The sequence below is a fragment of the Candidatus Pelagibacter bacterium nBUS_27 genome, from assembly GCF_051200985.1.
Classification (GTDB): Bacteria; Pseudomonadota; Alphaproteobacteria; order Pelagibacterales; family Pelagibacteraceae; genus Pelagibacter.
In genome coordinates this window covers 570,625-590,503 of the sequence record NZ_CP172845.1, presented here as the reverse complement: position 1 = coordinate 590,503, position 19,879 = coordinate 570,625, and the positions used below count along the sequence as shown (strand labels likewise).

28 protein-coding genes, 2 tRNA genes and 1 riboswitch are annotated in these 19,879 nt (G+C 28.1%); of the genes, 14 read left to right on the top strand and 16 right to left on the bottom strand.

What is annotated here, in order from left to right; genetic code table 11:
* Positions 1-2: 2 nt before the first annotated feature.
* Positions 3-1,184, bottom strand: coding sequence for a Na+/H+ antiporter NhaA (nhaA, locus tag ACIJYG_RS03260; protein WP_435098530.1), 1,182 nt, complete (start codon positions 1,182-1,184; stop codon positions 3-5).
* 6 nt (positions 1,185-1,190) lie between these two features.
* Positions 1,191-1,664 (bottom strand): zinc-ribbon domain-containing protein, encoded by a 474-nt coding sequence (locus ACIJYG_RS03255; protein ID WP_435098527.1) that lies wholly within the window; start codon positions 1,662-1,664, stop codon positions 1,191-1,193.
* Between the two features lie 93 nt (positions 1,665-1,757).
* On the opposite strand from ACIJYG_RS03255, the gene ACIJYG_RS03250 reads away from it, so the two are divergent.
* The 9 genes from ACIJYG_RS03250 (at position 1,758) to ACIJYG_RS03210 (ending at position 7,176) form a co-directional block, all read left to right on the top strand.
* Positions 1,758-1,834, top strand: a tRNA-Pro gene (locus ACIJYG_RS03250).
* Between the two features lie 6 nt (positions 1,835-1,840).
* Positions 1,841-2,122 carry an ETC complex I subunit gene (locus ACIJYG_RS03245; protein WP_435098524.1) on the top strand — a complete coding sequence of 94 codons (282 nt, stop codon included), beginning with the start codon at positions 1,841-1,843 and terminating at the stop codon, positions 2,120-2,122.
* Between the two features lie 7 nt (positions 2,123-2,129).
* Positions 2,130-3,122 carry a putative transporter gene (locus ACIJYG_RS03240; protein ID WP_435098521.1) on the top strand — a complete coding sequence of 331 codons (993 nt, stop codon included), beginning with the start codon at positions 2,130-2,132 and terminating at the stop codon, positions 3,120-3,122.
* Positions 3,122-4,069: a class II fructose-bisphosphatase gene (glpX, locus tag ACIJYG_RS03235; protein WP_435098518.1), complete on the top strand. Its 948-nt coding sequence runs from the start codon at positions 3,122-3,124 to the stop codon at positions 4,067-4,069. Before ACIJYG_RS03240 ends, glpX begins: the two co-directional genes overlap by 1 nt.
* Complete coding sequence (gene recJ, locus ACIJYG_RS03230) at positions 4,066-5,760, top strand: single-stranded-DNA-specific exonuclease RecJ (protein ID WP_435098515.1); 1,695 nt, start codon at positions 4,066-4,068, stop codon at positions 5,758-5,760. The genes glpX and recJ overlap by 4 nt, the downstream gene beginning before the upstream one ends.
* A gap of 50 nt (positions 5,761-5,810) precedes the next feature.
* A tRNA-Glu gene (locus ACIJYG_RS03225) sits at positions 5,811-5,885 on the top strand.
* 4 nt (positions 5,886-5,889) lie between these two features.
* Positions 5,890-6,159, top strand: a complete 270-nt coding sequence (locus ACIJYG_RS03220; protein WP_435098512.1) for a GIY-YIG nuclease family protein — start codon at positions 5,890-5,892, stop codon at positions 6,157-6,159.
* Positions 6,131-6,733 carry a hypothetical protein gene (locus tag ACIJYG_RS03215; protein WP_435098509.1) on the top strand — a complete coding sequence of 201 codons (603 nt, stop codon included), beginning with the start codon at positions 6,131-6,133 and terminating at the stop codon, positions 6,731-6,733. Before ACIJYG_RS03220 ends, ACIJYG_RS03215 begins: the two co-directional genes overlap by 29 nt.
* Positions 6,673-7,176 carry a glycosyltransferase gene (locus ACIJYG_RS03210; protein WP_435098844.1) on the top strand — a complete coding sequence of 168 codons (504 nt, stop codon included), beginning with the start codon at positions 6,673-6,675 and terminating at the stop codon, positions 7,174-7,176. The genes ACIJYG_RS03215 and ACIJYG_RS03210 overlap by 61 nt, the downstream gene beginning before the upstream one ends.
* Here ACIJYG_RS03210 and ACIJYG_RS03205 read toward each other — a convergent pair.
* The gene (locus ACIJYG_RS03205) at positions 7,166-8,083 is read right to left on the bottom strand and encodes a site-specific integrase (protein ID WP_435098506.1); all 918 of its coding nucleotides are present in this window, start codon (positions 8,081-8,083) and stop codon (positions 7,166-7,168) included. The two genes, ACIJYG_RS03210 and ACIJYG_RS03205, sit on opposite strands and share 11 nt — an antisense overlap.
* 75 nt (positions 8,084-8,158) lie before the next feature.
* Here ACIJYG_RS03205 and ACIJYG_RS03200 point away from each other — a divergent pair, with 75 nt between their 5' ends.
* From ACIJYG_RS03200 to ACIJYG_RS03190, 3 genes are read left to right on the top strand one after another with little or no spacing between them, the layout of a single operon-like run.
* Complete coding sequence (locus tag ACIJYG_RS03200) at positions 8,159-8,356, top strand: DUF6356 family protein (protein WP_435098503.1); 198 nt, start codon at positions 8,159-8,161, stop codon at positions 8,354-8,356.
* A gap of 49 nt (positions 8,357-8,405) precedes the next feature.
* Positions 8,406-8,843, top strand: a complete 438-nt coding sequence (locus ACIJYG_RS03195) for a GNAT family N-acetyltransferase (RefSeq protein WP_435098500.1) — start codon at positions 8,406-8,408, stop codon at positions 8,841-8,843.
* Positions 8,824-9,102: a methylated-DNA--[protein]-cysteine S-methyltransferase gene (locus ACIJYG_RS03190; protein ID WP_435098497.1), complete on the top strand. Its 279-nt coding sequence runs from the start codon at positions 8,824-8,826 to the stop codon at positions 9,100-9,102. The genes ACIJYG_RS03195 and ACIJYG_RS03190 overlap by 20 nt, the downstream gene beginning before the upstream one ends.
* 559 nt (positions 9,103-9,661) lie before the next feature.
* Here the strand turns inward: ACIJYG_RS03190 and ACIJYG_RS03185 are convergent.
* Genes ACIJYG_RS03185 through rplM form a run of 7 tightly spaced genes read right to left on the bottom strand, consistent with a single transcriptional unit; the run spans position 9,662 to position 14,895 of the window.
* On the bottom strand, positions 9,662-10,513 hold the full coding sequence (locus tag ACIJYG_RS03185) for a DMT family transporter (RefSeq protein WP_435098494.1): 852 nt from the start codon (positions 10,511-10,513) through the stop codon (positions 9,662-9,664).
* Between the two features lie 16 nt (positions 10,514-10,529).
* Complete coding sequence (locus ACIJYG_RS03180) at positions 10,530-11,429, bottom strand: AEC family transporter (RefSeq protein ID WP_435098491.1); 900 nt, start codon at positions 11,427-11,429, stop codon at positions 10,530-10,532.
* Positions 11,429-12,721, bottom strand: coding sequence for a homoserine dehydrogenase (locus ACIJYG_RS03175; RefSeq protein WP_435098488.1), 1,293 nt, complete (start codon positions 12,719-12,721; stop codon positions 11,429-11,431). The genes ACIJYG_RS03180 and ACIJYG_RS03175 overlap by 1 nt, the downstream gene beginning before the upstream one ends.
* Positions 12,718-12,945 carry a hypothetical protein gene (locus ACIJYG_RS03170; RefSeq protein WP_435098485.1) on the bottom strand — a complete coding sequence of 76 codons (228 nt, stop codon included), beginning with the start codon at positions 12,943-12,945 and terminating at the stop codon, positions 12,718-12,720. The genes ACIJYG_RS03175 and ACIJYG_RS03170 overlap by 4 nt, the downstream gene beginning before the upstream one ends.
* Positions 12,945-13,964 carry an N-acetyl-gamma-glutamyl-phosphate reductase gene (gene argC, locus ACIJYG_RS03165; RefSeq protein WP_435098482.1) on the bottom strand — a complete coding sequence of 340 codons (1,020 nt, stop codon included), beginning with the start codon at positions 13,962-13,964 and terminating at the stop codon, positions 12,945-12,947. The genes ACIJYG_RS03170 and argC overlap by 1 nt, the downstream gene beginning before the upstream one ends.
* A gap of 33 nt (positions 13,965-13,997) precedes the next feature.
* Positions 13,998-14,435, bottom strand: a complete 438-nt coding sequence (gene rpsI, locus ACIJYG_RS03160) for a 30S ribosomal protein S9 (RefSeq protein WP_435098479.1) — start codon at positions 14,433-14,435, stop codon at positions 13,998-14,000.
* Position 14,436: 1 nt separating this feature from the next.
* The gene (gene rplM, locus ACIJYG_RS03155; RefSeq protein WP_435098841.1) at positions 14,437-14,895 is read right to left on the bottom strand and encodes a 50S ribosomal protein L13; all 459 of its coding nucleotides are present in this window, start codon (positions 14,893-14,895) and stop codon (positions 14,437-14,439) included.
* A 138-nt stretch (positions 14,896-15,033) separates the two neighbouring features.
* A riboswitch (SAM riboswitch) is annotated at positions 15,034-15,100 on the top strand.
* Between the two features lie 2 nt (positions 15,101-15,102).
* Between rplM and ACIJYG_RS03150 the strand changes: the two genes are divergently transcribed.
* Complete coding sequence (locus tag ACIJYG_RS03150) at positions 15,103-16,431, top strand: O-acetylhomoserine aminocarboxypropyltransferase/cysteine synthase family protein (protein ID WP_435089090.1); 1,329 nt, start codon at positions 15,103-15,105, stop codon at positions 16,429-16,431.
* 29 nt (positions 16,432-16,460) lie between these two features.
* Here ACIJYG_RS03150 and ACIJYG_RS03145 read toward each other — a convergent pair whose 3' ends face one another.
* Entirely contained in the window at positions 16,461-17,486 is a 1,026-nt protein-coding gene (locus tag ACIJYG_RS03145) for a COX15/CtaA family protein (protein ID WP_435098476.1), read from the bottom strand.
* Between the two features lie 43 nt (positions 17,487-17,529).
* Here ACIJYG_RS03145 and ACIJYG_RS03140 point away from each other — a divergent pair, with 43 nt between their 5' ends.
* Positions 17,530-17,820, top strand: a complete 291-nt coding sequence (locus tag ACIJYG_RS03140) for a chorismate mutase (RefSeq protein WP_435089086.1) — start codon at positions 17,530-17,532, stop codon at positions 17,818-17,820.
* Here the strand turns inward: ACIJYG_RS03140 and ACIJYG_RS03135 are convergent, their stop codons facing one another.
* Genes ACIJYG_RS03135 through rpmF form a run of 5 tightly spaced genes read right to left on the bottom strand, consistent with a single transcriptional unit; the run spans position 17,821 to position 19,878 of the window.
* Complete coding sequence (locus ACIJYG_RS03135) at positions 17,821-18,012, bottom strand: 50S ribosomal protein L33 (protein WP_435098473.1); 192 nt, start codon at positions 18,010-18,012, stop codon at positions 17,821-17,823.
* A gap of 1 nt (position 18,013) precedes the next feature.
* Positions 18,014-18,385: a MerR family transcriptional regulator gene (locus tag ACIJYG_RS03130; protein ID WP_435098470.1), complete on the bottom strand. Its 372-nt coding sequence runs from the start codon at positions 18,383-18,385 to the stop codon at positions 18,014-18,016.
* Positions 18,378-18,677, bottom strand: coding sequence for an integration host factor subunit alpha (locus ACIJYG_RS03125; protein ID WP_435098467.1), 300 nt, complete (start codon positions 18,675-18,677; stop codon positions 18,378-18,380). Before ACIJYG_RS03125 ends, ACIJYG_RS03130 begins: the two co-directional genes overlap by 8 nt.
* A gap of 4 nt (positions 18,678-18,681) precedes the next feature.
* Positions 18,682-19,683, bottom strand: a complete 1,002-nt coding sequence (gene plsX / locus ACIJYG_RS03120) for a phosphate acyltransferase PlsX (RefSeq protein ID WP_435098464.1) — start codon at positions 19,681-19,683, stop codon at positions 18,682-18,684.
* Between the two features lie 12 nt (positions 19,684-19,695).
* Positions 19,696-19,878, bottom strand: coding sequence for a 50S ribosomal protein L32 (rpmF, locus tag ACIJYG_RS03115; protein ID WP_008544930.1), 183 nt, complete (start codon positions 19,876-19,878; stop codon positions 19,696-19,698).
* Between the last annotated feature and the right edge of the window lies 1 nt (position 19,879).

Genomic DNA, 19,879 nt, shown 5'->3' with positions numbered 1-19,879 from the left:
TTTTAAACATTTACTTTTTTTGCCGAAATTAATAACAATAAATATCCAAATATAGTGGAGAGCAATGATCCTGTTAATACTCCTATTTTAACACCGTCAATGTACTGAGTATTATCTATAAATGCTAAATTACCAACAAATAAACTCATCGTAAATCCAATGCCTGTTAAAATTGAAACTCCATATAAACTTAACCAACTTGAATTATTAGGTGCTTCGGCAAACTTTAATTTTATCGAAATATAGGAAAATAATAATACACCAATTTGTTTACCAAAGAATAGTCCACATAAAATACCGAGTGGAACTGGAGCCAATAAGCTAGATAAAGACAAGCCCTCTAAGTTTACACCAGCATTCGCAAATGCAAAAAGAGGCATTATCATAAATGCAACATATGGTGAAATTGCATGTTCTATTTTTACAAGTAATGAAAAATCCTTGTCTTTTATTCTGTGAGGAATTGTAGTAGCCAATAAAACGCCAGCAATCGTAGCATGTATTCCAGATTTATAAGTAAAAAACCACATAAACAATCCAATAATCAGATATGGGATAAAGATTTTCACAGAAAATTTATTTAAAATTAAAAGTAAAATATAACTTAATAAAATAAGACTAAGATATGGAATGCTTAAATCTCCAGAATAGAAGAAAGCAATAATCAAAATAGCACCAAGGTCATCAATTATCGCTAAAGCAGTTAGAAAAACTTTTAATGATATTGGAACCCTTGATCCTAATAATGATAAAATCCCCAATGAAAAAGCTATATCAGTTGCTGATGGAATTGCCCAACCATTCATAGTTTCTGAATTTCCCCAATTGATAAAAACATAAAAAAGAGCAGGTACCAGCATGCCACCAACTGCTGCAATTATAGGAAGTAGAGCTTGTTTAATATTTGATAACTCACCTTGGATAAATTCTCTTTTAATTTCTAAAGTGACAAAAAAGAAAAATATTGCCATCAAAGCATCATTAATCCAGTGATGAACACTAAGTTTTAACCCAAATTCGTTAATACCAATAAATAAATATGATTCAAGACTATGAAAATATAGATAACTGAAACTACTGTTACTAATTATTAATGCCAATATAGCAGCAATTAATAAAATTAATCCACTTGCAGCCTCAAGTTTAAAAAACCATTTAAAAGGTTGAGATAAATAATTAATCATAAAATTTTAAGTTAGATCAATAATAAATAATTTTACATCTTTCAATGTTTCAAAAAGATTAAATAAGATAATTTCCAAGCCAGGAAAGAGGCTTATAAGTGGTGTTTTTAGTGTATCTATAACAATAATTAGCGCAATAAATGAAATGATAGAAACTAATAAGTATGAAAAAAAATTATTTGATTTTTGATTTTTAATATCATTTTCAAAATTTGAATCTTTTTTTGATGTTTTATTTTTATCTTGAATTTTAGTAGGAAGTTCAAATTTTTTTTTGTTTTCTGTCTGATCACGTCTCAAATCTTCATTTTTAATAATAGTGGTTTCTTCTTTAACAATATTGGTTTCTTCTAAGGGTTTTTCAATTATAAAGTGCCAGCTATGATTGCAAGATCCACATTTTATTTGCCTCCCATCTAGAGGAATTAGCTTGTCATTTACATTAAATTTTTTATTACAATTTTTGCACTCAATAATCATAATTTTTATATATCAGATTCTATTAAAATTACCTTCAATTTGCTTATCTTTATCCTTTTAAATAATTAAAATGTACTGTAATAGTACACGGATCGGAGTGTAGCGCAGCCTGGTAGCGCATCTGGTTTGGGACCAGAGGGTCGCAGGTTCGAATCCTGCCACTCCGACCATCTATGATGAATAAAGCGATAATTTATATTCCAAACAAAAATCCTATGCAGTCGGGAACTGCAAAGAATAATAAGTGGATTTTAGAGTTTAAAACTAAAGACCCAACTAAAAACCCTCTAATGGGTTGGGAAAGCTCTTCAGATACATTGTCTGAACTTAAATTGGAATTTTCATCTAAAGAATTAGCTGTTAACTATGCAAAAAAAAGAAAAATTGATTTTGATTTAATTGAACCCAAGAAAAGAAAAACTGTAAAAAAATCATACGCAGATAATTTTTTAAAATAATAAATAAATGTTTAGATTTTTTAAATTAAAAAAATGGTATATGTGGTCATGGTTAGGATCAATAATAATTTTATCGTCTCTTTGGATCCAAGTTAAAATTGATGTTAAAATAAATGAATGGTTTGGTCAATTTTATGACATGATCCAAAAAGCACTTGGTAAACCAAATGCAATAACTATTGAAGAATATTGGTCAAGTTTATTATCCTTTATAACACTTGCTGCAATTTATGTTGGTGTGGCTGTTGTTGTAAGTTTTTTTACATCCCATTATCTTTTTAGATGGAGAACTGCAATGGTTGAGTGGTATCATAGCGTTTATGATAGAGCACGTAAAATCGAAGGTGCATCTCAGAGGGTCCAAGAAGATACAATAAAATTTTCTAGAATAATGGAAACATTAGGTACTAGTTTAATTGAAGCTTTAATGATTTTAATTGAATTTATGCCTATCTTATTTGGTTTAAGCGTAAGCATACCAATTTTCTTTTTTGGTGATTGGGATTATGGATTAATTGTTGGAGCTTTAATTTGGTCTGTTGGAGGAACTATATTTTTAATTGTACTGGGATTAATTTTAAGATTAGTTGGTGTTGAATATGATCTTCAAAAAAAAGAAGCAGCATATAGAAAAATATTAGTTGTTGCTGAAGATGACGGATCTGTTAGACCAAAATCAATTGAAGAACTTTTTAATGGAGTAAGGGAAATACATTTTTTAAGTTACATTAGATATTTATATTTCAACGTTGGAAGAATTGCTTATTTACAAGCAAATGTACTATCAGCATATGTTTTCTTAGCACCTGCAATTGTAGCTGGCGCTGTTACTCTTGGTGTAATGCAGCAAATAATAAGAGCTTTTGGAAGGGTAGAGGGTTCTATGCAGTATATACTTAAAGCTTGGCCTACAATAATTGAATTAGCCAGTGTTTATAAACGTTTAAGAGAATTTGAGTCAAAAATAAATCAAGATGAATTTATTGATGAAAAAATTTAATGGCAATTGATAATAAATTTATTGACCAATTTTGTAATGTTACATCCAAAGCAGCTTTAGCAGCTTCATACTTAGTAGGTAAGAAAGATAAAATTGCTGCTGATCAAGCTGCAGTTGATTCTATGAGGTCAGAACTAAATAAAATTGATATGAATGGACAGGTTGTAATAGGTGAGGGCACCTTAGATGAGGCTCCACTACTTTATACTGGAGAATTTTTAGGTACAAAAAATGGTCCAGATTTTGATATTGCAGTGGATCCTGTTGAAGGAACAAATTTTGTAGCAAATAATTTACCTGGTGGGATTGCAGTATTGGCAATTGGAGAAAAGGGTAATTTATTTAATGCACCAGAAACTTACATGGATAAAATTGCGACTGGAATAATTGATAAAGGTTTAATTGATTTAGATTTTCCTTTAGAAAAAAATATTAAAAATTTATCAGAATTTAAGAACAAAGATGTTTCTTCACTAACCGTTTGTGTTTTAGATAGACCTAGACATAAAATTATTATTGATAAGTTAAAAGAATTAAATGTAAATATTAAACTTATAACAGATGGTGATGTTCTTGGAGCCTTATATGTTTCAGATCCAAAATATAATGTTGATATGTTTTTGGGCATCGGAGGTGGACCAGAAGGTGTTCTAGCTGCATGTGCGCTTGACTCCTACAACTGTCATTTTCAAGGAAGATTTATTTTTGATAATGAAAAAGATATAATTGAAGCCAAATCGATGGGTATCACGGATTTAAACAAAAAATATGAATTAAACGAAATTGTTAAAGGAGATTCTCTTTTTTGCGCATCAGGTATAACTAATGGTGAAGTTTTAAAAGGAATTGCTATTGATGGTAATAAATATTTAAGTGAAACTTTGGTTACTCATAAAAATAGTAACTTTAGAGAAATAGTTAAAAGTGTTAATTCAATAAATGAATGATTTCTGTTTCTGGAAAAACTTGGACACAACAAAAAGTTAATAAGAATTTATTTGAAAAAGTTAAGCAAGATTATGGTCTTGGAAATATAATATCACAGTTAATCATTTCAAGAAATTATGATATCTCAGAAATACATGAGATCAACAACAGTCAAAAATTAGTAAATATATTTAAAGATGATCATGATTATCAAAAAGCTTCTTTAATTCTTTTAAATTCCTTCAAAAACAATGAAAATATTTGTATTTTGGGAGATTATGATGTTGATGGAGCTTGCGCTACATCATTATTGGTCAGATATTTTAATCATATTAATCAAAAACATTTTTTTTATATTCCTGATAGAGTTAACGATGGTTATGGAGCTAGTAAAAAACTTTTTCAAAAATTAATTTTAAAAAAACCTAAATTAATAATAATGGTTGATTGTGGCTCGACTTCATATGAGGCAATTGAATATTTAAATCAACAAAATATCAAATCAATAATAATTGATCATCATGAAATTAATAGACCCTATCCAAAATCTGAAGCTGTTATAAACCCAAAAAAAGATACAACTAATAAAGAGAGTTCTATCTTATGCGCTACTGCTTTAACCTATTTTTTTATAGATATTTTAATTAAAAAAACCAAATCAAATTTTAAATTATCTAATTTTCTAATATATGTATTGCTTGCTACTATATGCGATGTAATGCCTCTAAGAAAAATTAATAAAATAATAGCACGTAATACAATCGATGATTTTAACTTAAAAGATAATGCAGTATTTAGCTATATTTTTGATCAATACAATTTGAAAAAAAAAATTACAGTCGATGATCTTGGTTTTTTAATTGGTCCTATAATTAATGCTGGTGGAAGACTTAATTGTTCTAATTACGGAGTTGAGTTATTAACTGCAAACAATAAAGAAGTTATCAAAGATAGATCTAATAAACTGATAAATCTTAATAATAAAAGAAAGAAAATAGAAGAAGATATTTTAAACGAAATAGATTTTGAGAAGATCAAAAAAGAAAATAAAAATGTTATAATATATTTTAATAATAATTTGAATGAGGGATTAATTGGTATCATTGCTTCAAGATTAAAAGATTATTTTAACAAACCCTCAATTGTAATTACAAAATCTAACAATATTTTTAAAGCTTCCGCTAGATCTACTTCATCGTATAATATAGGAAACCTAATAAATAGATTAATTGACAATAATATTATTGAAAAGGGTGGCGGACATAATATGGCTGCTGGGTTTACGATAAAAAAAACAAATATCAAAAATTTAGATAATTTTATCCAAAAGGATTATTTAAAAAAAGTATCTCAGATTAAAAATTTGAACAAATATGATATGGAACTATCTTCATCAGCTATTAAAAATAAATTTATGAATGATATTAATAAATTAGGACCATTTGGAAATTTTAATTCTTTACCTACTTTTTTGATTAAAAATGTTAAAATTGTAAAATTCAAAAAAATAAATAACAAACATTTATCAGTTTTTATAAAGCCAGAAATAGGTAGTTTAATCAAAGGGATATGTTTTAATTGTTTGAATACAGAAATTGGTGAATATTTATTATCATATAAAAAAAAGATTAATATTATTGGTCAAATATATGAAAATATTTGGAATAATAAAAAAACAATTCAATTAAATATAAAGGATTTAATTCTATAATTTAATAAGTCTTGAATTCTAGTAACTTTTAAAATAAAAGACCTTTCAACGGTCCCTTCGTCTATCGGTTAGGACAGCTGGTTTTCATCCTGCAAAGGGGGGTTCGATTCCCCCAGGGACCGCCATTTTATGGCTTTTTATGTCTACATGTTAAAATCAATTAGTCCTGGATCTAATAAAACTTACGTAGGTTATACTAATAATATCAAACAACGTCTTTTAAAACACAATTCAAATAAGGGTGCAAAATCCACAATGGGTTATTTTTGGATTGTTATTTATAAAAGATATTTTAAAAATAAAAATGAAGCAATGTCTTATGAATATAAATTAAAAAATGATAAAAAGAAAAGATCAAAATTAAGTAAAAATGAAAATCTCCATACTCTTACCCTATAAAGAAAATTTTTCACCATCTTATCCAGGAGCCATCTCTATATTTCTCAAGAATACAATTATTAAAAGCAAGTATAAAAAAGATATTATTGTTTATGGCTTTACCAAATTTAAAAAAAAACTATCTAAAAAATATATAAATTTAAATTTTAAAAAAACTTTTTTTAAAAGTTCAACTAAATCTTATTTAAATAAATTTATAGAAAAAGAGAAAAAGATTAAATCTGATATTATTGAAGTACATAATAGACCCAAATATGTTAATCTATTATCGCATTATTTTAAAAATATTGTATTATTTTTTCATAATGATCCTATTGATATGTCAGACTCTAAATCTACAAAAGATAGAATTAATTTACTTAATAAAACTAAAAGAATTATATTTAATAGTAATTGGACAAAAAAAAGATTTTTAATTGGTTTAAAATTAAACGCATCACAAAAAAAAAAATTGATTATTATTAATCAATCAATAAATAAAATTAAGATTGATTTTAATAAAAAAAAAATAATATTATTTTTGTTGGGCGACTTAATAAATCTAAAGGCTACGATATTTTTGGTAAATCAATAGTTAAGATTTTAAATAAACATAATAACTGGTATGCTACAGTTATTGGAGATGAGCCCAGAGAAAAGCTTATATTTAAACACAAAAATTTAAATATTCTTGGTTTTAAAAATCACACTTACACATTAAGAGCACTTGGTAAATCAAGTATTAATGTTGTTTGTTCCCAATGGGAAGAACCATTCGGCAGAATTGCTATGGAGGCATCTAGCAGAGGATGTGCTGTAATTATTACTAATAAGGGAGGTCTTAAGGAAGCTGCATCAAACGCCTTGGTAATAAATAATCTTAATGAAAAAAATCTTTTTAACGCAATAAATAAACTCATTACAAATAAGAGTTTTAGAGAAAATATGCAAAAAAATTCATATAAAAAATTTTATTTAACAAATGAATATATTTCTAAAAAAATTGATAATTACAGGTTAGATATTATTAAATCTTAATTTTATTTAACGCATTATTCTTAAATAAATTTGCTTCCTTAATATATCTTCTGACCATTTCTGTAGATTTATGACCTGTCATAGCCATTATATTTCTTTCTTCAGCACCAGACTCTGCAGTAGAAGTTGCAAAACCCGATCTTAGGCTGTGTCCAGCATATTTATGACCATCTAATCCAGCTTGATTTGCATATTTCTTAATTATTAATGCTACATTTTTATCTGAAACACTAAAAATTTTACTATTTTTAAAATCAATTATTTCAATCCATTTTTTTAATGCTTTTACAGGACAAAAATTTTCATTTTCAAAGTAGGGGATAGCTTTAGTCATTCCTTCCCTGGATTGATCAGTTTTTGACTTTTTCACAAAAATTTTAACTCCCTCAGAAACAAACTCTACATCGTCATATTCAATATCAACTAATTCTGACCTTCTAAAACCTCCTGAAAATCCAATTAGCAATAAAGCTTTATCTCTAATTTTTCTTTTATCTTTTTCTTTAGACTCATCTATTACTTTAATTAATATTTTTAAATCATTGATTAATAACGGTTTTTTTCCTTTTTGATTACTTCCATTTGTTCTTTTAATACCCATTAAATTTTCCATAATTATTGGATGTTTGGTGTCTATGTAATGACCTTTTGTTTTATGAAGTATGCTGATTGAGGCTAATCTCCTTTTTAAAGTGCTGTATTTGGAAAATGCTGACAAATGAGTTATGTATAATGCTATAATTTTTGGCTGAGTTGGCATGGCCTGAAATCCATTTTTTGAACAAAATAATGAAAAGTCGTTAAAATCAGATTGATAAGCACGAAGGGTATTTGATGATTTGGAGTTTTTTAAATTTTTAATTGTTTCTATTTCAAGACTTTTTATATTTGTTATTAAATCATTCATATATTTCCGATAACCATTAATTATCGGAAATATATATTAATGGATTTTTATTGTCAATAATAATAATTTTTAATTATGATTAACGATTCTAAAAACCATCTTAATGAAATTAACGAAACTTACTTTCAGCATATGGCTGTGGCTTTTAAAATTGGTATTACAATGTTATTTACTGGTATTATTTGTTTAATACACGGTTTAATCCCAGGCCTTTTTAAAAAAACTGCTGGCAACCAGATAATTAAAATGCATGAAATTGTTTCAAGAAATTGATTAAGATAAATCAATATAATCAATTAATTAAATTAATTAATTAAAGTAAATGATTAGAAAACTAGAACAAAAAGACAAGGGAAATTGGGCAAAACTCTATAATGGTTATGCAGATTTTTACAAAGTTCCAATGAATATAGAAATTTTAGATACTTTGTGGAGTTGGATTCAGGATGAAAAGCACATTGTTAACGGTATTTGCTATGTATTAGAGGACAAAATCGTTGGAATTGCGCATTATAGAACAATGCCAAGGCCAATTAAGGGTCAGTATATTGGTTTTTTAGACGATTTGTTTGTGGAGCCTAAATTTAGGGGGCAAAAAGTAGCTCAAAAACTTATTGCTCATTTAAAATCGTTATCTAAAGCTAATAATTGGAATGGAATTCGCTGGATAACGCACTCTACGAATGAAAATGCTAAGAAATTATATGATAAAATAGCTGATAATACTGGATTTGAACTATATGAACTTAAAAGGAACTAAGTTTCAGCTTAAAGTCTGGAATCATTTGAGAAAAATACCAATAGGTAAAGTTAAAACTTACCTTGAAGTTGCTAAAGCTATTGGAAAACCTAAAGCCTTCAGAGCAGTTGCTAATGCTGTAGGCAAAAACCCCTACCCACCCAAGATACCGTGTCACAGAGTGATAAGATCTGATGGCAGTCTCGGTGGTTATTCTGGAAAAGGTGGTGTTAAGAAAAAAAGACGATTATTAAGGTCCGAAAACGTCTTCATTAAATAACGTTTTTTATATACTTTATTCTTAAATTAACCGCGAAAACAAACACTTTTTAGCTATTTTAATCCTTTTTACCATAAATAGTATTTGCACCCTTCAGTTGTACTAGATATCGATCTTTGCTTAAATTAAGGTGCTCTATGGCCGTTTAAACCGTATATTCTGATAATGCATTGCTCTAGTTTTCAATAATACCAATACTTTTAGAAGGGAGAAAAAATACTAATTTTTGATCTTAATTTCATTCCCCTTCTACGCTCAAATATCATTTGATGAAAACAAAGTTCCTTAATCATTAAAAAGTGTTGATATTAAACAATTATAATCGATCATAAAATATTTGGTTTATTAATAAGTTATCCTCATTTAGTTAATTATATGATAGGTAAATAACCGATGTATTTTCCTTAATAATTGACAATATTTGGAGATACCTAATATTTTTTTGCTATTTGAACTTTAATTTGTTAGTTTCTATATACTAAAATTAACTAATAATAACAATTATTTATACTATTTAATTCATGTAATGCATTAATATATAGTAAATAATTTATTACTATTAATTTAACTTACTCAAATAGTATTCTCTCCTAGAGATATATAGACCACTTAATACTATAATGAAAAGACCTAAATACGTCCAATTATCAGGAAGCTCATGGAAGAAATAATAACTAATAATGATATTAGTTATAATCTCTGTATAGCCTAAAGGAGCCAATTTAGAGGCATCAGCGTATTTGAGTGATAAAATGATAAAAAGATGCGCTACAGAGGCTATAAGACCGATTATAGCCATCAAAATCCACTCATTTGGGGTTGGATTAACCCACACTGAAGGCATAAATGCACTAATTATTACTAACCCTACTACACCAGTAAATAAAAGCGTTAAAAGGGAATTATCTGAAGTACTTAACTTTCTAGTTATTATTAAATAGAAGCCATAACAAACACCACAAGCTAGAGCTGCTAAAGTGGGTAAATTAACATCTATAAATCCTGGTCTGATAACAATTATAGTCCCTAAAAAACCTACAAGTACAGCTGACCACCTTCTAATACCAACTTTTTCTCCAAGAAAAAATGGAGATAAAGCAGTGCATGTTATTGGGGCAACAAATGCAAGTGTTAATGCTTTAGGAAGTGAAATTACTGATATTGAATAGAAGAAGCATAAAGTTGAAAAAGCAAGAATTATTCCTCTAACAAGCTGAAGCTTTGGCCTTTTGCTCCAAACAAGAGTTTCCCTATAAAATAATACCATTAAAGAAAGTGTAAAAATAACAGTGAAAAAATACCTAGCCCAAGTGATCTGAAAAACATCCATTGAAAGACTTAAATGTTTAGCTAGAGCGTCCATAACTGGAACAATCATCCAAGCAGTAGCATTTAATATTATTGCCTTCATTTGAGAAGGATACTGCTTAATAGAAGTATTTTAAAGCAAAGAATAAGGTGATTGGTATAGTTATAAATGACATAACTGTTGATACAACGATCATACTCGCAACACTATCAACAATCTTTTTAGGAGAATACATTGAGCCGACTAGATATGTTAATACAGCACTTGGCATCGCGCATTGAATTAATAAAACCCCTGCAGCAAATCCAGATAAATTAAAAAACTTAATTATCATATAACCAATTACTGGACCAATTATCACTCTTCCGATTGATGATATGAATGCAGATTGAAATGAAAAAACTTTAAATCTTGTTAACGCTATTCCTAACGACATAAGAATCAAAAAAATAGCCGTATATGTAAGCATCATTGTAAGATTAATAATGTAAACTGGTGACTCAATTTCAAAATAAAGAAATAATACTGAAATTATTATCGCATAAAAAGGTGGACTTTTAAGTATTAGGTCAAGATCAAACTTTCTGCTTGCTAAAAAAACACCTAAAGTAAAGTGAAATAAAATGACTAGTGAAGATATTGTTGCAGCTACTCCTAAACCTTGACTACCATAAGCAAACAAACAAATTGGTAAACCCATATTTCCTGTATTAGGTAAGATAAAAGGAGGTAATTCTCTAATAATTTCTTTTTTAAGAACAAATAAAAAAACAACTCCTGTTAAAGAAAAACCACTTATAGCTAATAGAGCATACCAGAAATAATTAGTAAAAATTTCAAAGCTAATTCCTGTTGTTGTTATTGAATAAAACACCATTGCAGGAGTACCAATATTTGCAGCAAAGTTAGTAATAAAAGAAGTATCTAACTTAGGATTTTTTTTACCTAGAAAATAACCAATACCAATAATAAAAAAAACAGGAAATAAAACTTCAAAAAGTTTTAAGTAAATATCCATTAATTATACAATCTGATTAACACAGGTGTTTTAAGAATATTTTTATTTTTCTTAAATATAGATAAACAATTACTACAATTTAGTTCAGAAGTTTTGTGAGTTATTATTACAATTGTAGCTTTATTATCTTTTTTATTTGGGGTTTGAATTAGTCTTTTTACAGAAATCTTATATTTAGCTAATCGATTAGTAATTTGAGATAAAACACCAGGTTTATCTTTAACTTCAAATCTCAAATATAAAGAATTTACATAATTGTTTACATTATAGGATTTTAAAGATTTAAGTTTAGTAACAGATACACCTAGAGGTTTTTTTATATTACCTCTTAAGATAGATAATAAATCAGACAACAATGCAGAAGATGTAGGACCTGGGCCAGCACCCTCTCCTTGTAAAATACTTTCACCAACAGGTTTTCCTTCAAGGATAACAGCATTCATTACACCGATAACGTTACCAATATAAGAATTTTTACTTACAAGGCATGGATGTACTGTTTCAAATAAATGACCATTTTTCAATTCAGATATTCCAAGAAGTTTAATTCTTAAATCTAATTGGTTTGCAATTTTAATATCTTTAAGATCAATTTTCTCAATTCCTTCCATTAAGCATTTGTGTTTAGAAATTTTACTATTAAATGATAATGATGATAAAATTCTAACTTTTGCGAAAGCATCAAAACCATTTAGATCTAATTTTGGATTTCCTGGTTCTGCATATCCAAGTTTTTGAGCTTTTTTTAGAACATCAGCAAAACTTTGGTTCGAATTTTCCATTTCTGAGAGAATATAGTTAGAGGTACCATTTAAAATCCCATAAACTTTTGAAATTTTATTAGTAGCCAAACCTTCTTTAATTGATCTTAATATCGGAATTCCTCCAGCAACAGATGCTTCAAATTCTAGATTGACATTATTTTGTTCTGCAATTTTTGCTAATTCGTTACCGTGTTTTGAGATTAATGCTTTATTTGGAGTTATTACGTGAATTTTCTTTTTTAAAGCAGTCTCAACAACTTTTTTTGAAATCCCATCTGATAAACCTATAGCTTCAAACAAAATATCAACATTTGTTTTACTAAAAATATCTAACGGGTTTTTAAAAAAAAAATTTTTATTAATTCTAAATTGTCTTTTTTTATTTATATTTCTAGCTGATATGGCTACAACATTAATCTTCTTGCCTGTTTTAAGCTCAATATCTTTTTTTTTAGTATTCAATTCATTAAGCAAATAAGAACCTACTTGTCCAAGACCTACTACAGCAATATTTATTGATTTTTTCATTGGTTTATATCCGGATATTTACTTTTTTTAGTATAGTCATCTATATAAATCTTATATTCGTCATAACTCATATTTGTTATGTCTTCTGACTTTTTTAATACTTCAGATAATTTTTTTTGATCTTCACTTTTTTTAACCACATCTTCTGTCCAATATTTAGAATCTTTGTTTAATGAACAATTATTTAAAATAAAAAAAATAAAAAAAATAAAGACTAATTTCATTATAAAGCTGTTTTAATTGGGAAATTAAATTTCATATTTAAATTTTGTACTGCTTGACCTGCTCCACCTTTAATCAAATTGTCTATAGCTGAAATTATTACAATCTTATTTTTGTATTTAGATTTACAAACAGAAATGAAACAATTGTTTGAGTTAACTACATCATTTGTACTTAACAGACTATTTGCTTTTAAAATTTTTATAAAATCATCATTCTTATAAAAATCTGTTAGTGTCTTAATTATTTCTGACTGAGTAACACCTTTTTCTAGATCAATATAAATAGTACTTAAAATACCTCGAAACATAGGAGTTAAATGAGGTGTAAAATTAAAACTTAATTTCTTTTTAGTAAATTTTTTTAACATTTGATCGATCTCTGAATTATGTCGATGAAAGCCAACACCATAAGCACTCAAAAACTCATATAGATTTTTATCTTTATATTTTTCATGGACACCTCTACCAGCTCCTGAATATCCAGATTTAGAGTCCATTATTATATTGTTAACTTTAACTAAGTTTTTTTTAAAAAGAGGAATTAAGGGTAAAAGTATTGAAGTTGGATAACAACCAGGACAAGATACGATCTGGTATTTACTTAAGTCTTTTCCGTTAACTTCAGGAAGACAGTATATACTTTTCTTAATTAAATTTACTGCTCTGTGTTTTTGTTTGTACCATTTTAAATATTCTGATCCTTTTTCTAATCTAAAATCAGCCGCCAAATCAATTAAAGTGATATTTTTTGTTAAATTTTTTGAAATATCTTGTGCTTCTCCATTGGGTAATGCCGTAAAAACTACATCAACATCTTTTAAAAGTTTTTTATTAAATTTAATAATTTTTGGTAATTTTTTTCCTGAAAGAGATTTGTCATAACTAGAAATATTTTTTCCTACAGAACTATTTCCGCATAGAAATCTTATGTTTATAAATTTGTGTTTAATTAATAATTTAATTAATTGAACTCCAATATATCCAGTTGAACCAGCAACCAATGCATTAAGCTTAGGCATAATTTATTATAACAGTTTAAAATTAAAAAAGAATTATCTTTTAGAGAATTGGAAGCTTCTTCTAGCTTTTCTTCTACCAGGTTTTTTTCTTTCAACTGCTCTAGAGTCTCTGGTTGTAAGTTTTTCGGTTTTTAATGTAGATTTAAAATTTTCATCAAACATAACTAAAGCTTTAGAAATACCATGAACTAAGGCACCTGCTTGACCAGTTGGACCTCCCCCACTAACACTACATCTAACATCATAGTCAGTAGATTGTTTGATTATATCAAAAGGTCTAGTAATTTGAAGATGATGAAATTCACTTGAGAAATATTCATTAAATAATTTTCCATTTACATAAATCTTTCCTGAACCTTTTTTTAACCAAACTTTTGCAATTGAAGTTTTTCTTCTGCCCGTTGCATACTTACTGTCTTTAAAGTCTAATTTTAGTTTAGGTGTTTTTGATGCTGTTTGAGTATTTTCCATATTAGTTTCTAACTAAGTTTTTGCTGTTTAATTTGCCTAACTCAATAATTTGAGGATTTTGTGCAGAATGTGGGTGATCACTACCTGTATAAATTTTTAATTTAGTTAATTGTTTTCTGCCTAACACTCCACCAGGAAGCATTCTTTTTACGGCAAGCTTTAAAGTTTCACCTGGTTTTTTTTCGTGTAATTTCTCAGGTGTAGTTTCTTTAATTCCACCTGGGTGGCCAGTGTGTCTATAATAGATTTTATCCTCAAATTTTTTTCCAGTAAATTTTGCTTGTTCGATATTTTTAACTACAACAAAATCACCATGGTCCATATGAGGAGTATAAGTAGTTTTGTTTTTGCCACGAATAATTTTTGAAATAACAGTTGCTAATCTACCAACAACAGCATTAGTTGCGTCTATCTCGAACCATGATGATGTTACTTGGTCTTTTTTTACAAATTTTGTCATTGTGCCAGGATTAATACTATTATTAATTGCAAAGTCAATTTGATATTTGGCTTGCATTACAATACTTATCTGCTAAAAGGTTCAAGCCGATTTGATCCTATTGCGGGCATAAAACTGCTAAACAGGAATTTACACATCATTATCGGTAGGCATTTGAACTGTATTGTGCGCCTTACATTAAGTTAAAGCACTAAAAAAGGAGTAAAAATGAGTACAAAAAGAAATAATCCAGAAACTATCGCAATTCATGGTGGAGACTACAGAAGTGATACTGCAACAAATGCTGTAGCAGTTCCTATCTATAGAACTACATCATATCAATTCAATAGCACGGAGCATGCAGCCAACCTGTTTGCATTAAAAGAGTTTGGCAATATTTACACAAGAATCATGAACCCAACCAATGATGTATTGGAAAAAAGACTGGCGGCACTTGATGGTGGCTTAGCAAGTTTAACCGTTTCATCAGGACAAACAGCTTCAACTTTTGCAATATTAAATGTTGCTCAAGCTGGAGATAATATTGTTAGTTCAACAGATCTTTATGGTGGAACTGTATCTTTATTCACGCATACTTTAAGCAAACTTGGTATTGAAGTAAGATATGCTGACCCTTCTGATCCAAAAAACTTTGAAAAAGCTATAGATGATAAAACAAGAGCTTTTTATGGAGAAACTTTACCAAATCCATATTTAAGAGCTTTTCCTATCAAAGAAGTTTCAGATATTGGAAGAAAATACAATATACCACTTATTGTTGATAATACAGCTGCACCAGTAATTTGTAAGCCATTAGAACATGGGGCTGCTGTTGTGGTTTATTCGCTGACAAAATATATAGCAGGTCACGGAACTGTTGTTGGTGGAGCTTTAGTTGATGGTGGTAATTTTGATTGGACAGCAGATCCAAAAAGGCAACCTCTTTTCAACGAACCTGATGCTAGCTATGGAGGTGTAGTTTGGGGAAAAGCTGTTCCAGAACTTACAGGTGCTAATGTTTCTTTTGCAGTAAGAGCAAGAGTAACAATTTTAAGAGATCTTGGCTCAGCACTATCACCTGATAATGCCTTTGGCGTAATTCAAGGTTTAGAAACCGTAGCTTTAAGAATGAAACAACATTGTGAAAATGCTTCTAAAGTTGTTGATTATTTAAAGAAACATAAAGCGGTCGATAAAGTGATTTATGCTACTGAACATAATGATGAAATAAATAGTAGAGCTAAAAAATATCTTAAAGGTGGTTATGGTGCGCTAGTTGGCATTGAACTAGCTGGAGGTATTGAAGCAGGAAAAAGATTTATTGAGTCTTTGAAAATGTTCTACCATGTTGCAAACATTGGTGATGCTAGAAGCTTAGCAATTCATCCGGCAACAACAACACATAGTCAACTTACTGAAGATGAGTTAGCTGCAGCTGGAGTAACACCTGGTTATGTAAGATTGAGTATTGGTTTGGAGCATATAGACGATATCATTGATGATTTGGATCAAGCTTTAGAGAATTCTTCTAAAGGTAAATTAAAAGCTGTTAGTTAATTTGAGTTTTATATGTCAACAGATAGAAACTAATTAGTTTTTTCCTCATACCTGGATATGTAGAGGAAATATAAAGTCGATAATATTATCAAAATAGAATTTATCTGGTGTAAAGATGCATATATAATCTTTACTCCAGATAAAATAGTTAATACTCCTAACACAACCTGTAAAAACAAACTTATCCCAATAATTAAAATTGGTTTTCTAAATATTTTATTTGTCTCCTTAAAAATAGAAATTAACAGAAAAATATAAACTATCATAATTAGGTAAGCTAAATTTCTATGTAAAAATTGTACAATAGAAGGATTATCAAAAACAGAAATGTTTAAAAATTCAATCATTTTACTATCATCTGGAAAATAAGAAGCGCCCATTAAAGGCCATGTATTATAAATAGTTCCAGCATCCATACCTGATACAAAAGCACCAATAATTAATTGTATAAATAGCAAAACAAGAAAAAATTTAATAAAAAATAATTTAATAGAAATTTGATTAATTTGTAGTTTGGTCAATTTTAAAACATTCCAAAAAACAATTGAAAGAATAATAAAGGCTGTAAACAAATGTATAGATAATCTATAATGACTGACATCAATTCTATTTACTAAACCACTGGATACCATGTACCATCCTAAAAATCCTTGCAAACAAACTAAAATAAAAATTATGCCATATCTTTTTACAACCCATAAACCATTTTTAATTGCAAAATACAGAAGCGGTAACAATGTAATCAAACCAATTAGTCGACCTAGTTGTCGATGAGTCCATTCCCACCAAAAAATTAATTTAAACTCATCTAAAGTCATATTAAAGTTTTGTTCCTGATATTCCGGGATTGTCTTATAAAGATTAAAATAATCTATCCATTTATCATTTGTTAAAGGGGGAAGAAAACCTGCAAATAATTCCCATGTAGTAATGGACAGACCTGAATCTGTTAATCTTGTTAGTCCACCTACTAAGATAATCAAAATAATCAATAACAATAATATAAGTAACCAAATTTTTAATTGATAATTTATATGACTATTCGCACTGTACATGTGTAGATAAATATAATAATTATTAATTAATCCAATAAATTAAATGTCGCCTAATAACAAAAAAAAATTAAATATAATTAGAGTTAAGCTTGATAAACTTGATAATAAGCTTCTTTCTCTTATTAAATACAGAACAGGCCTTGTGAAAGAAGTGCTTAAGTTAAAAGAGTTTAAAAAAGAAATAGTTGACCAAAAAAGAATTAATTTTATCCTTAATAAAATTAAAGGAAAATCAAAAAAATTAAAAATCGATCCAAAAATCACTAATAGAATTTGGAAAAATATGATCTGGTCGTATATCGACTACGAGAGAAGAAATTTTAAAAAAAAATAATTACTTACTGTGTGGTGGAAGTTTTTTTTCCACGAAAGTTTCGTGTTTTCTAGTTTCAGGATTATATTTTTTAGCAGACAGTTTTACTTTAGCTTTTTCACCGCCAGCAGGTTTTTTAACATAATAAAAGAATGGACTGTCAGGTTTTGATTCTGGAACAAGTCTAACTTTTACGTGCGTTTTTTTTGCCATATTATTTTAAATTTTTTAAGTTTTTAACAATTTTAGAAATTTTAACTAATTTATTTCTTAAATTATCAGCTTTTATAGAATTATTTGCAATTTCGTCAAGTTCTAAAGACTCGCCTCCATTTAGGATCTTTTTTACACCATTAATTGTCATGCCCTGTTCTTTAAGAAGAAATTTAACTTTTTTAAGAAGATTAATGCAGTTTTCATCATAATATCTTCTGTTTGAGTTTAAGATTTTAGGTTTAATTTGCTTAAATTGAGTTTCCCAAAATCTAATCGTATGAGTTGGGAGAATACCTTTTTTATTAGATTTTAGATTTAATATTTTTGCAACCTCGCCTATTGTTTTGTAAGCACTGTCAGATTTATCCATTATCTTTTAAATTTATAAATTCTTTAAATTCTTTTGATGGCTTAAACAACACAACATCTCTAGAAGAAATCATTTTAGTCTCTTTAGTTTTTGGGTTTCTGCCTATTCGAGATTTTTTTTGTCTAATAGAAAAAGTTCCAAATTTAGATAATTTTAATTTTTTTTCTTGTTTAATATTTGTGACAATTGTTGCTAAGAAATCTTCAATAAGATTTTCAGAGATTTGTTTTGAAAAACCTAGCCGCATATATACTAAATTAACTAAGTTTTTTTTAGTTAAGTTTATTCTCATTAGTTTAAATATTTTGCTTAATCTTTTCTATCAAATTACCTTTTACAATTCTATGACAAACATCTAAAGAGTTTGAAAAACCAATAAAATCAGTTCCACCGTGACTTTTTACGACTGGTGAGTCAAGTCCAATAAAAATAGCTCCATTATAAAGTCTTGGATCTAAGCGTTTTTTAAATTTTTTCAAATTTGAAATATTTAATAAAGATGAGATTTTTCCAATTATTGATCCGGTCATAGCTTTTTTAAGTTCACTAGTAATAAAATTGGCAGTGCCCTCAGCTGTTTTTAAAGCTACATTTCCTGTAAAACCATCAGAAACAATTACATTGACTTCTCCATCCATCAAGTGATTACCCTCTATATAGCCAGAAAAATTATAATTTTCAGATTTCTTATCATTTAAAGTTTGATAAGTTTCTTTAATTGTTTCATTTCCTTTTAATTCTTCTGATCCAATATTTAGCAAACCTACGTTTGGTTTATCACCAGGATATAACGAAGTATAAAGAGACGCACCCATTATAGAAAAATCAAATAAATTTTTAGAACTGCATTCAATATTTGCACCCAAATCCAATACAACACTCATTCCTTTTTTATTTGGCCATAAAGCTGACAAAGCTGGCTTATCAATATTTTCTATCATCTTAAGATTTAGTTTTGAAATAACAAGTAAAGCACCAGTGTTACCTGCTGATACTACAATATCCGCTTCCTTTTTCTTAACACTATCTATTGCTAACCACATACTTGTATTTTTACCTCTTTTAGCGCCCTCTAGTGGGCTATCAGTACTTTTAACAACATCAGTTGTGTGGATGATTTCATAAAATTCATTATTTATTTTATCTCCAATTAAATTTATAATCTTATCTCTATCTCCAAAAATTTTATAAAATACATTTTTATTTGATTTATGGTTTAGCAATATGCCATCAATAATTTTTTTAGGAGAATTATCACCACCCATTGCATCTACTGCAACTTTAATCAGATCTGTCATTTTAGATTTATATTATTCTTTAGGGTCTAAAACTTGTCTACCCTTATACATTCCAGTTTTTAAATCTAAATGATGGGATAACCGATACTCACCAGATTTTTTATCTTCAACTATATTCTTTGTTGAATATTTCATCGTTTGAGCTCTTCTCATTCCAGTTCTGGACGGGGTTTGTTTACGTTTTGGTACAGCCATA